At 39.9% G+C, this 16,474-nt stretch carries 14 protein-coding genes; 6 read left to right on the plus strand and 8 right to left on the minus strand.

Features of this window, described 5'->3' with window-relative positions:
• Nucleotides 1-87 precede the first annotated feature (87 nt).
• Nucleotides 88-729, plus strand: a complete 642-nt coding sequence (locus C9E88_RS12270; protein WP_106985752.1) for a transcriptional regulator — start codon at nucleotides 88-90, stop codon at nucleotides 727-729.
• 135 nt (nucleotides 730-864) lie between these two features.
• Here C9E88_RS12270 and ppk1 read toward each other — a convergent pair whose 3' ends face one another.
• A complete protein-coding gene (gene ppk1 / locus C9E88_RS12275; RefSeq protein ID WP_106985753.1) occupies nucleotides 865-2,946 on the minus strand; it encodes a polyphosphate kinase 1 in 2,082 nt (693 codons plus the stop codon).
• Between the two features lie 112 nt (nucleotides 2,947-3,058).
• Nucleotides 3,059-3,733, minus strand: coding sequence for a monofunctional biosynthetic peptidoglycan transglycosylase (gene mtgA / locus C9E88_RS12280; RefSeq protein WP_106985754.1), 675 nt, complete (start codon nucleotides 3,731-3,733; stop codon nucleotides 3,059-3,061).
• Nucleotides 3,734-3,811: 78 nt separating this feature from the next.
• Between mtgA and C9E88_RS12285 the strand changes: the two genes are divergently transcribed.
• Complete coding sequence (locus C9E88_RS12285) at nucleotides 3,812-4,642, plus strand: rhomboid family intramembrane serine protease (RefSeq protein WP_106985755.1); 831 nt, start codon at nucleotides 3,812-3,814, stop codon at nucleotides 4,640-4,642.
• Nucleotides 4,643-4,731: 89 nt separating this feature from the next.
• Here the strand turns inward: C9E88_RS12285 and C9E88_RS12290 are convergent, their stop codons facing one another.
• Both C9E88_RS12290 and C9E88_RS12295 read right to left on the minus strand, forming a co-directional pair.
• Nucleotides 4,732-7,212 carry an ABC transporter permease gene (locus C9E88_RS12290; protein WP_106985756.1) on the minus strand — a complete coding sequence of 827 codons (2,481 nt, stop codon included), beginning with the start codon at nucleotides 7,210-7,212 and terminating at the stop codon, nucleotides 4,732-4,734.
• Nucleotides 7,213-7,214: 2 nt separating this feature from the next.
• A complete protein-coding gene (locus C9E88_RS12295) occupies nucleotides 7,215-7,940 on the minus strand; it encodes an ABC transporter ATP-binding protein (RefSeq protein ID WP_106985757.1) in 726 nt (241 codons plus the stop codon).
• A 24-nt stretch (nucleotides 7,941-7,964) separates the two neighbouring features.
• Here C9E88_RS12295 and C9E88_RS12300 point away from each other — a divergent pair, with 24 nt between their 5' ends.
• On the plus strand, nucleotides 7,965-8,606 hold the full coding sequence (locus C9E88_RS12300) for an arylesterase (protein ID WP_106985758.1): 642 nt from the start codon (nucleotides 7,965-7,967) through the stop codon (nucleotides 8,604-8,606).
• A 63-nt stretch (nucleotides 8,607-8,669) separates the two neighbouring features.
• Here the strand turns inward: C9E88_RS12300 and C9E88_RS12305 are convergent, their stop codons facing one another.
• Nucleotides 8,670-9,284 carry a carbonic anhydrase gene (locus C9E88_RS12305; RefSeq protein WP_106985759.1) on the minus strand — a complete coding sequence of 205 codons (615 nt, stop codon included), beginning with the start codon at nucleotides 9,282-9,284 and terminating at the stop codon, nucleotides 8,670-8,672.
• A 484-nt stretch (nucleotides 9,285-9,768) separates the two neighbouring features.
• On the opposite strand from C9E88_RS12305, the gene C9E88_RS12310 reads away from it, so the two are divergent.
• Complete coding sequence (locus tag C9E88_RS12310) at nucleotides 9,769-10,809, plus strand: alpha/beta fold hydrolase (RefSeq protein ID WP_106985760.1); 1,041 nt, start codon at nucleotides 9,769-9,771, stop codon at nucleotides 10,807-10,809.
• A 15-nt stretch (nucleotides 10,810-10,824) separates the two neighbouring features.
• Entirely contained in the window at nucleotides 10,825-11,832 is a 1,008-nt protein-coding gene (locus tag C9E88_RS12315) for a hypothetical protein (protein WP_106985761.1), read from the plus strand.
• Between the two features lie 53 nt (nucleotides 11,833-11,885).
• On the opposite strand, the gene C9E88_RS12320 is transcribed toward C9E88_RS12315, so the two are convergent.
• Both C9E88_RS12320 and nfuA read right to left on the minus strand, forming a co-directional pair.
• Nucleotides 11,886-13,940, minus strand: coding sequence for a TonB-dependent receptor domain-containing protein (locus C9E88_RS12320; protein WP_106985762.1), 2,055 nt, complete (start codon nucleotides 13,938-13,940; stop codon nucleotides 11,886-11,888).
• Nucleotides 13,941-14,447: 507 nt separating this feature from the next.
• A complete protein-coding gene (gene nfuA / locus C9E88_RS12325; protein ID WP_106985763.1) occupies nucleotides 14,448-15,086 on the minus strand; it encodes a Fe-S biogenesis protein NfuA in 639 nt (212 codons plus the stop codon).
• Between the two features lie 159 nt (nucleotides 15,087-15,245).
• Between nfuA and C9E88_RS12330 the strand changes: the two genes are divergently transcribed.
• Complete coding sequence (locus tag C9E88_RS12330; RefSeq protein WP_106985764.1) at nucleotides 15,246-15,863, plus strand: rhomboid family intramembrane serine protease; 618 nt, start codon at nucleotides 15,246-15,248, stop codon at nucleotides 15,861-15,863.
• A 129-nt stretch (nucleotides 15,864-15,992) separates the two neighbouring features.
• On the opposite strand, the gene C9E88_RS12335 is transcribed toward C9E88_RS12330, so the two are convergent.
• Entirely contained in the window at nucleotides 15,993-16,286 is a 294-nt protein-coding gene (locus tag C9E88_RS12335) for a DUF7710 domain-containing protein (RefSeq protein ID WP_106985765.1), read from the minus strand.
• Nucleotides 16,287-16,474 lie beyond the last annotated feature (188 nt).

The raw sequence follows: 16,474 nt of genomic DNA on the forward strand, positions 1-16,474 counted from the left end.
TTTTAAGGCACAGTAACTCAATATAAAAACATTGAAATACTGATTTTAATTTACGGTTATTTTTATTTAAATATTTAGAGCTATATAATGATTTCAATTCTAAGTTTACCGGTACCCGTGTTGATTATTCATCAACATCCAAATATGCCGCACACACACATACATACAATACTTGTGAACTTGGGCTATCCCGAAGATCTTATTTTGCATAGCGCAGATTTAAGCATTGCAACGCAACTGATTGAACAACATCTTCCAAATTTAATTTTATGCTCTGTTGAAAATTTTGAAGATTTAGTCTTTTTACAAACTACACGCAAAATCCATCCTGAAGCTCATTTGATCAGCTTACATTCATCCATTCAGGGTGAAGAAATCTTACAGGCACTCAAATTTGGGGCAAATGCTTATTTACTCAATACCAGTGAATCTGAACAACTTGCTGAGCATATTCGTATTATTTTACGTGGGGGTGCTATTTTACATCCTGAGTTGGCAAGTTATCTGCTTAATACACACTTAACCCCATCTACTCAAATCGCGCAGACACATGCAACTGCGCTTGCTACTTCAGCTATAGCGTATTCGCCAATTGAAATTCAAATTTTGCAGCAGTTTGCACACACACAAACGCTGGAACAAACCGCATCACTACTTCAACTTTCTCCTGCTCAAGTCAGTAGTCTGATTAAACAAATCCTGCGGAAGGTTAGTTTGTATTATCACTAAAAGGCAATAGCCATACCGTAAACATCGTCTGTCCTGTTGCCTTTTTATATAAGACGAAAAACGATGGCATAAAAAAGCCTGATGCAAAGCATCAGGCTAATCTATTCAAACCACTCAACAATGATTTAATCACGTTTATTTAATCGCATTTAAAAGCTCGCGCTGTGCATTATGCAACGTTTCCGTTTCATTGGCTTGTACACGTACCCACTCACCATTACCTTGCAATAACCATGCTTGTTGATTGTCCTTTAAATAGTTCACCAAACCTTGCTGATAGATACGTTTTTTTAAGGCTACATCTTCAATTGGGAAACAAGCTTCTACACGATTAAATAAGTTACGGTCCATCCAATCTGCGCTCGATGCATAAATGCGTGCATCGCCATTATTGCTAAAATAATACACACGCGTATGTTCTAAGAAACGCCCCACAATTGAACGTACACGAATGTTTTCAGACAAGCCTGGTAAGCCTGGGCGTAAGCAACAGATCGAACGAATAATTAAATCAATTTGCACTCCAGCTTGAGATGCCTCATATAATTTATTAATTAACTGTACTTCGGTCAGCGCATTCACTTTCACAATAATTTGTGCAGCTTTACCAGCTTTTGCATTGGCAATTTCATCATCAATAAAATTGACCAATTGTGCGTGCAATGTAAATGGTGCATGTAAAAGCTTTTTCAGCTTCGCCATCTTGCCCATGCCCGTCAATTCTTGGAAGATACGATGCACATCTTCACACAATTCTTTGTCGGTGGTGAGTAAGCCATAGTCGGTATAAATACGCGCATTCCCCGCATGGTAGTTACCCGTACCCAAATGGACATAGCGCACTAATTTATTATTTTCACGGCGTACCACTAAAATCATTTTAGCATGGGTTTTATAGCCCACTATGCCATATACGACTACCGCGCCTGCTTCTTGCAAAACATTTGCCACAGCAATATTTGACTCTTCATCAAAGCGTGCTCGTAACTCAATCACTGCGGTGACTTCTTTACCATTACGTGCTGCTTCTGCCAGTACTTGTACAATTTCAGAATCTGCACCGCTACGGTATAAAGTTTGTTTGATTGCAAGCACTTGTGGATCGCGTGCTGCCTCACGTAGTAGGTTAATTACGGGTGCAAAAGATTCAAACGGATGATGAAGCAAAATGTCTTGCTTCTGCATCGCACTGAAAATATTTTCAGACTTTTTCAGCACCTTTGGAATTACTGGTGTATGTGACTCATAACGCAAATGTGGGCGCTTAAAATTTGAAAGTAAGCGTGCGAGGTTGACTGGACCATCGACCTTGTAAAGTTGTTCATCTTCTAAATCGAATTCTTCTAGTAAATATTGGTAAATGTGTTCTGGGCAGTTTTCAGTTACTTCCAAACGCACAGCACGACCAAAGCGACGCGAAGAAAGTTCACCTTTTAAAGCTTTCGCCAAATCTTCTACATCTTCATTTAATGCTAAGTCGGCATTACGTGTTACACGGAATTGATAACAACCTGTTGCCGTCATGCCTGGGAATAAATCCGAAACATGCTCATGAATAATTGCTGACAGCATCACATGATGTTCTTTCCCACCAGTAAGCTCATCAGGTAAACGGACTACGCGTGGCAATGAACGTGGCGCAGGAACAACTGCCAAATCAATTTGACGACCAAAAGCATCTTTGCCTTCCAAGGTCACAATAAAGTTTAAACTTTTGTTGACTAAGCGTGGAAATGGATGCGCTGGGTCAAGGCTAATGGGTGTAAGTACAGGTGCAACTTGCTCTTGGAAATATTTTTTTACCCACGCAGATTGTGCAGGTGTTAATTCTCCACGACGCAAGAAGCAAATGTCTTCTTCGCGTAGTTTAGGCAAAATTTCTTCGTTTAAAATACGATATTGACGCTCAATGGCTGCATGCGCTGTTTTTGAAATTTGATCTAGAACTTGCTTTGGTGTGAGACCATCAGGTGTATGGCTCTCTAAACCTAAAGCAATTTGCTCCATCATACCCGCGACACGAATTTCAAAAAATTCATCGAGATTACGTGAGAAGATCAATAGAAAGTTCATGCGCTCCAATAAAGGATGCAATGGATCAACAGCTTGCTCCAATACACGCAAATGAAAATCTAAAATGGATAGCTCACGGTTAATGTAGCGATCGTTATAAGTATATTCAGGTTTTACAAGTGCTGTATCCGCTGCCGTATTCATATCTGCCCTACTAAAATGCTTAATTCACTGGCTATATTTAGTATGCTTCAAATTTGTGACAATTTCATAAAAAAAGCCGATTTTACTCGGCTTTTTTTATATTTTTAAACCATTAAGGAATATGGCTATAACGCATATATTTTAAAATAAGGCCTTTGCGATATCTTAATTTACGGTCATCGCGGTGATCTTGATAATATTTAGGATTGGGCAAGATCGCTGCTAAAAATGCAGCTTGTTCACGGCTCAAGCTTCTTGAGCTTTTACCAAAGTAATGTTGCGTTGCCGCTTCCACCCCATAAATATGATCGCCAAACTCTACCGAGTTCAGATAAACCTCTAAAATCCGTTCTTTAGACCACATACGTTCCATCATCCACGTTGCAACCGCTTCTTGGCCCTTACGCATAAAAGAACGCTTATTATATAAAAATAGGTTTTTCGCTAATTGCTGTGAAATGGTTGAACCGCCAGCAACCACCTTGCCTTTGTCTTTATTACGCTCCATGGCAAACTGCATACCCGCCCAGTCAAAACCATTATGCTGTAAAAATTTACCATCTTCGGCAGCCACAACTGCGTGTTTCATATAATCACTAATTTGATCGTAATCACGCCATTCGTGCTGAATGGGTTTAGACTGAGTTGACCAATAATCCAAACGCATCATCATGGTGGTGTCGACTGGATTTGTACGCCACCAGACTAAACTTGAAAAGATCCAAAGCTGAATCAATAGCACCACACTGACTAGAATTAACAAAGATCGGACAATAAAGGCTTTCATGTCAGTTTGTTGCTCCTGAATCTCACTATTTTCGTGTTAAGCTTATTTTTAAACGAATAATCACAGCAAAAGAATAGCATGCCTGAATACGCACCCCCTAAAATCCACCGCAACAAAACCAACCTTCAACTGTGGTGGTTTACTGCACTGCTGATTGCCATTAATGTCGGTTTATTTGCTTGGCAAGTTTTACATGGCATAGATATTACGAGCCCAAGTACAGCGGATGCTATTCGTTGGGGTGCTGATTATGCACCTTTAAGTTATTTAGCGGAACCCATCCGCTTATTTACCAGCATGTTTTTTCATTTTGGCCTGATTCATCTCGCACTCAATATGTGGGCATTGTATATCTTTGGCAATATTGCAGAACAAATGTTAGGACGTTATTACTATATTGGCCTATATATGCTGGCTGGCCTAAGTGGTTCATTGCTCAGTGGCTATGTGGCAATTCAGGATTCTTATGAGTTGTTGCAAATTGGCACAGCCAATCCAAGTTTACTCCCCAGTGTCGGTGCAGGTGCATCAGGTGCGGTAATGGGGCTAGGTGCTGCATTGACTGTTATTTCATTATTCCCAAACTTACCTAACCAGCGTTTTTTACTGGATAAAAAAACCTTATTAATGGTCATGGGGATTAACTTAGCCATGGGCTTTACCATCAGTGGGATTAATAATGCCGCCCATATTGGTGGCATGCTCATGGGTGGTTTTTTGGCATTGGCATGGTATTGGGGTGAAAAAATTCAACGCCCGCGCCTCATTCAATTGATCGCGCTCATTGCAGGGGGCATGATCTGCTGGGTAGTCTATCAATATTGCCTAATTAAAGTTGCGACCATTGCACCATTTTGGCATGAACTACTGCAATGGATGACGCAATCTATACAACAACCACATGCCTAAAATTACGCTTGTTACAACAAATGCAGCCCAAATGATCATTCACTTGGGCTGCATTTTTATGTACTAAACTCAAATAGATGCTAATACACCTAATTCAGTTCTCTTAAACTTTGAAGTGGTGGAATGTCACTTAAATAACTAAGTCGATAACGCCCGATCAGCATACACACTAGCGTCATACACAGCGGTAAGATCCACCAAATTTCCCAATGAGGCTGTAGCACCAATTCCATTTTATAACTGGCGATTGCACTAATGACTTCTGCAAAAAAGCAGGAAACGACACCCGCAATAAAACCCATGAAGCCAATTTCTAAACTAAGCATGCGTTTCAGCTTTTGCTTAGAGCTTCCAAATGAACGCAACAAAGCGACTTCACGCTTACGTTCATCCATTAACAAGTTTAAACATGCAATAAGCACCAAGATGCCTGAAAGTGCCACCAATAATGCCAAAATACTGATAATTTGAACCAATAAACCGACAATACGTTTTACTTCATCCAGCACCAAACTCACATCAATAAACACCGTATTGGAAAATTGCTGAATCATGTCAATTAACAAAGGCTTCTGCGCTGGTGGTACATAAAAGCTGGCCAAATAGCTACCCGCGTTTGCATCCATCGTTTGTGGTGAAAAGATAAAAAAGAAATTCGGACTAAAGCTTTCCCACTCTACACTGCGCAAGTTAATCACCGTGGCCTGTAATACGCCCTCAGGTAAACTAAAGGTCAGTCGATCACCAATTTGAATGCCAAGCTCTGTTGCTGTTTTTGCTTCTACAGAAACCTGATGCGACTGGCTAAATTGTTTGGCCCCACTCACAATGACATTATCACTTGGAAATGTGCTGGCTTGGGTCAAATTCAACTCACGGCGTAATGAATTATTGTGTTGTACCAATTGCGTGGCAAAAGGTTGATCATTTTTGGCCACCAAACGCCCACGTACATTTGGATATAGCGGTGTCCCTTTCCAGCCATGTTGGTTCAGTTGTTGCTGAAATGCATCTTTCTCAAACGGCGGTAGACCATATACAAATTGGTTTGGCGTACCTACGGGTAATTGTTGTTGCCAGCGCTCCAATAAATCTGTGCGGAGCACGGCCAATACCGTGATTAAACTCAGCCCCAAAGCCAATGCAGTAATTTGAAATGCAGTCTGATACGGCGTTCGTACATAAGCAGAAATGCCTAGTTTCAAACGGCGAATAAATTTCAGTAAACCCCAAATCAAGCCATACAGCACAGCACAAAGTACTAAAATAGCCCCCATCACCCATGCTGTGAGTACAAGATTTTCCGTCAATACCACACTAAAAATGATGAGGCTAAGCATGCCTGAAAACAGAACCAATAACATAGACTGCACAGACTTTTCTTGTTGTCGAATCACACGTATAGGTGGCGTGTTGAGGAGTTGCCAAAGCTGAGGCAACACAAAACCTAGTAACAACGTGGCACTGGTCAATAAAGCAATCGGTAATGGTCCCCACAACATGGCAAATGCAGAAAAAGGAACATTCAGCTGTGGAATCAACTGCATCATCAACTGTAATAAGCCATAGCCAAGCACCACGCCAGCAATCGTACCAAAGCACATTGCTACAGCAAAAACCACCAATAACAAAAATAGGTAGGCCTTAAAAATCTGAACCTTAGAAGCCCCCATACAACGCAGTAACGCAATATGATCTTGATTTTGCAAAATATAGCGTTGGCTACTCAGTGCGATGGCAATACCACAAAGCAAAATGGTTAAAATATTGGCCAGTTGTAAAAAAGTATCCAAATTCGTAATCGGCTTCATTAAGCGTGTATTACCTTCGCTGGCATTTCTTAAGCGAAGTCCTGCCTGCTGTTCATCTTCAGCTTGTGCGACCTGTGTAGATTGAGTCTTTTGTTGGTTTTTAAACTGCTTAAAGTCTTGCTCATACTGTTGTATGGCCTTCGGCTCCCCCGCCAATAACACGCGGTAATCAATACGGCTGCCCAGTTGAATCGCATTGGTTTTTGCTACATCTTGCTGTGCAATCATGACTGTTGGGGAAAAACCACTAAAGCCTAATTCCTGATTCGAATCATGTAAAATTTTGCCACTCACTCGAAATTGGCCATCTGCAATTGCAATACGATCGCCCAATTTGACCTTGAGCAAATCCATCGCACGTTGGCTCAACCAGACTTCACCTGACTGTAATTGTTGAGCTTTGGGCTCAATCGTCAGTTCACCCCGCAATGGAAAGTTGGTTTGTATGGCTTTTACATTGACCATCACAAACTGCTCATCTGTATGAGCCATTGAGCTAAATACCGTCACTTCAGATTGCTTTAAACCTAGCGCCTGCGCTTGCTCCCGCCATTTTGGAGCAATAGGCTGCGTATCGTTCAGCACCAAATCAGCAGCCAACATTTCAGCCGCTTGTAAAGCAACCGCATGTTGTATTTGCTCATTGCTAAACTTGAGTGCCGTAGTGGCACTGATGGCCAAAGTTAAGGCAATAATCAGTAAATAAACCCCAGTGGTTTGAAAGCTCTGACGCAGTAAAGGGCTAAATAATGCATTCATGCTTAGCTCCCCTTTATATGCTCAATGAGCTGGCCATCATGCAATTCAAAATGGCGTTGGCATTGCTGGGCTAACTGCTGATCGTGGGTCACCAGCACCAAGGTAGTCCCCAACTCACGATTTAGATTAAACAGCAATTGTTCAATCTCTTTGGCTGTTGCTCCATCTAAATTACCTGTCGGTTCATCAGCAAATATAATTTTAGGCTGCCGAATCAATGCGCGTGCAATCGCTACACGCTGTTGCTCACCGCCAGATAAAACCTTGGGTGTTTGAGCCGCTTGTCGCGTCAAACCTACACGCTCTAATAAAGCGAGTGCCTTTTGCTCTGCTGTTGCATAATGAAATTTAGCATCTAAACGTAAAGGCAACATCACATTTTCAAGTGCTGTTAAGTGGGGTAAAAGCTGAAAGGACTGAAAGACAAAACCAATATGTTTAAGGCGAATCACAGCACGTTGTTCTTCATTGAGTGTTTCAACTACTTCTCCACAAACCTGTAAGTGCCCAGAACTGGCCTGATCTAAGGTGGCTAAAATCCCTAATAATGTAGACTTCCCCGAGCCAGAACGCCCTGTAATCGCAACTTGCTCACCTGCATGAATGGCTAAATTTAAATTTTCAAAAATACATAATTCTTTATCTGCAAGTTTTATCTTTTGTGTCAGTTGCTGGGCAGAAATAATTGCCTGTGGCATGATGGATTTATCAGTCGAAGATTGGCTCATAATTTTCCTAATATGCGGGCTTATATGCTAAAACGTGTGCAAAAATTTAAAGTTAAAATCGCTATTGTGCCATGCGCACTACTTTTCAGTTTGAGTATGCTCCCTGTGTACGTACAGGCTAAAACCATTATGATTGTGGGCGATAGTTTAAGTGCAGGCTATGGCATACCCGCACAGCAAGGCTGGGTAAATTTGCTACAAAAGCGCTTAGACCAACAGTATCCGAAACAACATAAAGTGGTCAATGCAAGTGTAAGTGGTGAAACCACCAGTGGCGCATTAGCGCGTTTACCCAAATTATTGCAAACACACCGCCCAGACCTTGTGGTGATTGAATTAGGTGGCAATGATGGCCTGCGTGGGCAACCACCAAAAATGATTGAAAAAAATTTAGCACAATTGGTACAAAAGAGTCAGCAAGCTAAAGCCAAGGTGGTGCTGTTTGGTATGAAGATTCCACCAAACTATGGCACAGCCTATAGCAAGGCTTTCGAAAATAATTACAAAACTGTGAGTCAGCAATACAAGGTTCAACTATTGCCCTTCTTTTTAGAAGGCGTTGCGGGTCATAAAAACTTGATCCAAAGCGACCAAATTCATCCAAATGCTAAAGCACAGCCTATGCTGTTGAATAATGCCTATCCCTATATTAAGCGTCATTTATAGCAAAACTGAGGCATAAAAAAGGCGCTAAACATAGCGCCTTTTTTATGCAGAATCTATCAACAGTTAAAAGTCGTAGAAACTTACTTTACCTGTTTCGAGTGAATACTCCGCGCCCACTACTTTTAATTTGCCTTGCGCAATTAGGTTTTCAAGCACTGCAGAACCATGACGTAACTGATTTACCGAAGCAAATACGTTTGAACGTACTGCATGCACTGACAATTTATCTAAATCATCTTTTAGCTCAGTTTGTAGCAGAATTTCTACAGATGGACGTACACGATTCACGATCGACATTAAATTCGCTGATGGTGGTGTTGCTGGATTCATCAATGCTTCGATAGTGGAATGAATTGCGCCACAGTGGGTATGACCTAATACAATGACCAATGGACAGCCAAAGCTATCGGCTGCAAATTCCACACTGCCCACCTGAGATGGTGCAACAATATTCCCTGCAACACGAATAACAAACAAATCGCCCAGACCTTGGTCAAAAACCATTTCGGCAGGTACACGTGAATCTGAACAGCCCAAAATAATTGCAAACGGCTCTTGGCTTTCTGCCATCGCTGCACGCTCTTGATGCGTCAAAAGCTTAAGGTGTTGTGTTTGACCACTGACAAAACGTTCATTACCCTTTTTTAAACGTTCTAAAGCTTCTTCTGCTGTTAGCATGTTCTTCTACCCTGATTTGAAGTTAACATATTTTATGCTTGCCTATTTTGAATGTCACTTGCAAAAAGCAATAGTGCGTAATTTTTTTATAATATTTTGTTACATTTATCACTTATTTCAATCTCACACCACTTCGCACAAGCACATTCTACTTGCAATCCACCATGCAAGAGCTATGCCGATTCAAATGAATAGCATCGATCTGGACTGAACATCTTCATACATTCTGAGCACAATCAAAGTGAATGAAAACTCGCTCAATGCAACAATGTTGTATGCACACCTAAAACACATATTTTATTTAACTCCATCACATTTTAAGCTGTGTTTTTCACGCCACGTTCACAACAAAATCGTGACTTATAACGCGATTTCATTAAAATAAAAGCATAAGTCATTTCAATTAAAGCATTTTTTGCAATCAATAAATTGATCTACGAATCACGATAATAATTTTTAGCACATTTCTAAGGGGTGAATGTCAATGAAAGGATTGCATTTGACAGCACAAAGGATCCTTCAACTCGCTGGACTGTGTTTGGCGTGTATAACAAGTATCTCAAGTTTAGCTGCTCAAACGACGCAACCAACGTCAACATTTACCACGCCTTATATTTTACAAGACTATTTAAGCCAAGAACGAAAAGCCGCTGGCTTAGTATCGAAGAGCATACAAGTAGGCAATGTAAAGTGGACTTATAACGAGGGAGGTTCTCGAAGTTCACCTTCAATCCTATTGATTCATGGTCTTGCAGGTAACCGCGACAATTGGAATCGTGTGGCACATTATCTTACGCCTTACTATCATGTGATTATTCCAGACTTACCAACCAATGGTGATACTCAAGTTCCCTCCGATTTTGATATTTCTGTCCCCAATGTGACCGAGCAACTGCGTCAATTTGTGATTAAAATTGATGTTGAAGATAAGCTGAATATCGCAGGACATTCATTAGGTGGTTCTATTGCGACTTTATATGCTTCACAATTCCCCTTCGATACTCAAAGTTTATTTTTGATCAACAGTGCAGGCATTTATAAAAAAGCCAATACTATTTATAGCAAAGACCCGTATTTTTTAAAAAACCTCATTGTGAGCAAACCCGGTGATTTAGATGAAGTTAGCCATCAGCTGATGCAACAGCCACCAAATGTACCGTTTAAACTCAAACAAGCCCAAGAAAAAGTCCTTATTGCTCAGTCGCCTCAAACACAAAAAATGATTGAGCAAATCATTACACTTAATCGAATTTACACACCTGATAGTTTTGCACGCTTAGCGCGAAATGTAGAAGCACCCACCTTAATTTTATGGGGTAAGCAGGACAAGATTATTAATGTCGAAGCGGCAAATGAATTAAAATCCTTATTGAAACGTGCTGAAGCTCCTGTCATTCTTAATAATGTCGGTCACATGCCGATTATTGAGGCCGATCAAGAAGTGGCGAATCACTATTTACCCTTTCTGGCCAAAAGCCAAAAATTTATCAATCCGCTTACGGATAAACTCATTCCTTTAAATTAGGTACACCCAGACAGTATGCAAAAGCACCCTATGATTGAGCAGCTCATTGAAGCTCAACTTAATTTTTTAGATCACACTTTTAGCCAAAGCCCTACTGTCGACACTGAGTTTGTTCATTTTTATCAATGGTTCCGAAAGCAACCGCTGCAACAGCTCTGGTCTTTTGAACAGATTCATGGCCTGATTGAAAAGCAAATATTACAAACACCGGCCTCTGGTTTTTTAATCGAACAAATTGCAGAACATATCAAATTTGCCTTGGTGCATCCCATCAATGACAGCACAACAATTGCCGATATTATCCCTGTGCTCACCGTAGATAAAATTGCGCAATATGTCGCAAGTAAAAGTGGACATCGTCAACGCCTTATTAAAACCATGGTGAATAATCCTGCTTTTTCAGCCATGATTAGCCAGCTCATACAGCATTCCATTCAAGACTATCTTGATAACTCAGTACTGGCCAAAAGCGTACCTGGCGTATCGCGCTTTATGAAAATGGGTAAATCTGTACTAGAAAATGTCACCGATACAAACTTAGATGATGCAGTTGCCAAGTACTTACAAAAAAATATTCTAAAGCTCAGCCAAATGAGTGAAACTGTATTAAATCAGCACTTTGATGACCATAAGCTGTATCATTTCCAAGCCAATCTTTGGCATAAAATCAAAGCAATGCCTGTGTCTGTACTTAAAAATTATATTGAAGTTCAAGACCTCCCAGCCACTGTAGGCATGGGTGCAGAAATTTGGGATTTTATTCGTCAAAGTGAATATTTAAAACAACAAGTGCATGATGGTGTGTATGCATGGTATGTGCGTAATGCGGAGCGCCCTTTTGACTTATTACTGCGCGATTTAAATATTGATGAAGCGCTAATTCAACATGAATTAAGTGCACTGCTACAACCTGTCATACAGCAAATGATCGCTTCAGGTTGGTTACGGGAACGTTCACGCCATTATTTAGAGCAGTTCTATTACGCAGCTGAAACTTTAAAAATTTTAGCCATATCTGAATAAGCAAACAGATCAAATAAAAAAAGCCGCTTTAGGCGGCTTTTTTTATTGGCAAATTAGAATTTGATATTCATACCAACAGTATATCTACGACCATCCAACACAATATCGTATTCTCCATTGGTAATTTCTTTATTGGCCAAGTTATAAACCCCAGCTGTTAAGCTTAACTTTTCGCTGGCTTTAAATACTGCACCAGCATCAAATGTACCATAAGCTGGTGTACCACTCGCCATAGACGTACGGCTTAAGTAATCACTGGTTTTACCACGGTAGTTATAATCCATCCATGTATTCCAACGATCTGAAACATCATAATCTAAACCAATGTTAAGCATGTGCTTTGGCATTTTATTTAAAGGCTGACCTTTAAACTCACCGCTTTTTTGCTCAGATTCTGTATAAGTATAGCTTGTGCTCGCACTTAAATTATCCAGTAAGTCATAATCTAATGTGAATTCAACACCTTTCATTTCAGCATCAGACACGTTCATCATTTGGCTAACAAAACGGTAAGGTTTACCATTCGCCTCACATTTCCAATCTTCTACAGGTGAACTGTTTGTGGTTCCTGGTGTTTCACATAAGCGGTCTTCAACAATTTTATCTTTAAAGTCTGACTTAAAGACCATTAAGCTGGTATTGAGGCCCAAACTAGGATCTGAAAAATTAAAGCCCAACTCATAGCTTGTGCTCTTTTCTGGAGAAAGGTTTGGATTACCAATAATCACACCACTACCTTTACCAGTACGGCTACCAAAACCTTCAGAAATTTGGCTGATGGTTGGTTGTTTATAACCTGTGCTTACACCACCTTTTAAAGTCAAAGCATCCGTTAAGTGATAAACACCGTAAATTCGCGGGGTAATTTCGCCACCGAAATATTGATCTTTATTGAATCGAGCACCAACTGTTAATGCAAAATTATCAGTAATGTTCCACTCATTTTCTGCATACAATGCAAATAACCAACGTTCAAGCGAAGTTACACCGGTAACACTCGCTAAACCATTGGTCGTATCGGTAATTTCTTCTGTTTGATACTGACCACCAACTGTTAAAGTATGATCGCCCAAGAAGAATGTCCCTTGTGTATTGAATACTTTTAAGTCTTCTTGTTTACGATCCGCAACTGCGCCACTATACACTTTCTTGGTTTTTTCGTCTTGGAAATATGAATCAAGAATAAATGTATCATAATGCGCCTTGTGGGTTAAGGTGTACATTTCTTTTTCATTTTCGTTGATAGACGCTTCTGCTGCCGTACCAACACTCTTACCTAAAGTTGTGGTGTATTGCTGTCCACTAAAATCATAGCGTAAGCCAATGTCGTTGTTTTCATCGACACTCCACACCAATTCAGTGCCCAGTTTTTTGACTTTTTTCTCAGATTCACTTGAACCTGATTTTTGTCCTTCGCCACCAATATAATCACTTTCATCATTGCCTTGGAAATTACCATCCAAGCTCAAAGAGAGTTTGTCTTTAATCAGCGGGCCTGTCGCATAAAAACCAACACCGTAGCTGTCATTGGCATAGTCGTTATCTGATTTTGTATATTCGGGAGAGATGCTACCGTGCCAATCGCTTGATGAGGCTTTTTTAGTAATAATATTAATTACACCGCCCATTGCATCTGAACCATACAATGAAGACATTGGGCCGCGTACCACTTCAATACGCTCAATCATATCAATAGGTGGTAAATAAGCGCCAATCTTACCGCCGTCTGTACCATTACCATTGACTGTTCGGCCAGCACTGACAGGACGTCCATTCACCAAATACTTGGTATAACTTGCCCCCATCCCACGAATGGTAATTTCCTTATTGTTACCGCCCCCTTGTACCGAAACACCCGGCATATTTTTCACGGCATCAATAACATCGGTATATGATTTTTTTTGTAATTCCTCACCCGTAATCACTGAAATTGAAGCAGGTGCATCGGCAATGTTTTGCTCGAAACCGCCAGCGGTTGTTACAACAATGGTTTCAAGTTTTGTCAGATTCTCTTGAACAGCAGAATTTTGCTCATTTGCTTGTAATTGCGCAGTGAATGCTGATGCAACTGCAAATGCTAAAGTTGAACGAATCAATGGCTTATTCATACTCGTATGCCCTTACTTACTATCTATGGATGGTCTTTGATTTTCGGGGCTCAGTGTAACAAAATACAAACGTAATGCAATTATAATTAATAATTATTCTCATTATTGATTAATAATTCATATCCTCAACAATAAAAAATGAAACTCATTATCCCATTAAAGTGAGGTTTTTCGACACGCTAAGTGAGATGGTGATTTTTCCAAGTTACTAGGGTCACTTCTATTTGTAGACTCATTTGGCCATATTTTAAGGTGAATAAATAACCAAATTTCACGTGCATTTTATTTAACCTACGAAAGCAGTGCACTAAATAAAAACAAGTTTATTATTTTTATTACTTTAAGCTTAGCAACAGTACTCCCCCCTCAATGGATAGAATGTGGACTGTCCAATGGTCAAGCAAGTATCTACACGCCATTTTTATAACACCAAAAATGTAGCTGTCATAAAATGTGGCACAAAAAAAATAGCCTCAAATTGAGGCTATTTTTTTAATTTCTAAGTGCTTATTTAAAATAAGCGCCTTCAGTATTACTGTGGTCTGTTTGGTCCACTACACGCATCAATTCTGGGACATGTTGTCTTAAAGTCGTTTCCACGCCTTGTTTTAAGGTTAAATCAATTGATGAACAACCTTGGCAACCACCACCAAATTTAAGCACCGCAGTTAAGCCATGTTCTGCGTCTTCAACCACTTCAACCAAAGCACAGTTACCACCATGGCCTGCAAGACCTGGGTTAATTTCTGACTGTAAAACATAAGTAATACGTTCTTCTACAGAAGCATCTGGACCTACACGTGGCACTTTAGAGTTTGGCGCACGGAACGTCAGCTGACCACCAAAACGGTCTTTGTTGTAATCAATAACAGCATCTAACAAATATGGAATAGATGGGGTATCAACATAAGCTGCAAAATCTGGGTAGTCTTGCTTGTAATCTGTAGGCACAATTTCTTCTGGTGCACTGTACGCCATACAGCACTCAGCACGCGGTGTTCCAGGATTTTCCACAAAAACACGTACCGCAATACCTGGCGTATTTTGTTTAGCCAATAAGTCTTTTAAATACTCTTGTGCATTGGGTGTAATTAATAAATTTGGAATCTCTTCTGCAACTACAGTGCTGGTGTTCTCAGTCGACATAACAATATTTCCTCATGCTGAATTATCTATTTTACCTGAAGATGCGGTTCAGTAGAAAAAAATCAACCAAAATTGTCGGAATTATCTTGAAAGTTCACTTTAAAGCCCTTTTTAATGGCATGATGCATCTTAAATAGTCAAAATATAGAACAGAATCCTATGCTGGACTTACCCTTTAATCACACGGTCACCATTATTTTAATTACCGTGGTTGTTTCATTTCTTGCCTTTCAAAACGAAAAAATCATGAACCGTCTGATTTTTTGGCCCCCTGCTATTAAGCAAAGCCAATATGACCGCTTTGTGACGCATGGCTTCATACATGCCGATGGTGCACATCTGTTATTTAACATTATCACCTTATTTTTCTTTGGTAGCATTATTGAGCAGTTCTATCGCCATTACTTATTTGAAATGGGCTTTGTGCTGTTCTATATCGGTGGTTTGATTGCAGCAATTATTCCCAGTTATCTCAAGCATAAAAATGATCATCGCTGGGCCAGCTTAGGTGCATCTGGCGCTGTTTCAGCTGTATTGTTTGCTTATATTTTATTTCAGCCGTGGAAGCTGATTTTTGTATTTTTTATTCCTGTTCCAGCCATTATTTTTGCCGTGCTGTATGTGGCTTATAGCATTTGGTCTGGCAAGCGTGGCAACAGCAACATTAACCACAGTGCACATTTGTGGGGAGCTGCCTACGGGGTCCTCATGACCATTATTATTGAGCCAAGGGTCCTTCCTCACTTCTTTAATCAGCTGATGCAATTGCCATTTTAACCACTGAGCCTACTGCATAGATTGAGTAAAAAACCGATATTGGCAACATAAAAAAAGGGATTCTTATGCAGAATCCCTTTTTAGTTCACTGGCTAGTGATTGGTATTAATCACTTCTGCTTAAGAAGGATTAAACATCTGTGTGGACCAAAAGCTCACCATGTTCAAAATGCCAATTGCGCTGATAAGCAGACACAAACTTGGCAATAAATACAGGCGCACGATCAATCGGAGTTTTTTCTTTAAAATGACCTGCATTAATCGCCCAGTCATAACAACTCTGATCCAATGGATATTCGATTAAAACACCACTTAAATAATTATTTTCAATCCAGTCTTTGGCTTGCAGATAGTTAGAAAATACTGCAGAAGAGAAATTGGATTTTTGTGCACTAAATAAATAGACGCTCGTTAAATCACTCATAATTTTTCCCCTAAGAACGAATTCTTCTTTTGATGATTTAATCTACATCTTTTATTTTGTGATGCATATCACACTTTATTGTTTTTTTGCTGTCATTTTAGCCAACTTTCGTAACCAATATGACATCAATAGAAAATAGTATTGATTAGCATTAAAACTGAATAATAATGCTAATTATTTTCATTTAA

It is taken from the genome of Acinetobacter cumulans (genome assembly GCF_003024525.3).
In the GTDB taxonomy this organism is placed as follows: domain Bacteria; phylum Pseudomonadota; class Gammaproteobacteria; order Pseudomonadales; family Moraxellaceae; genus Acinetobacter; species Acinetobacter cumulans.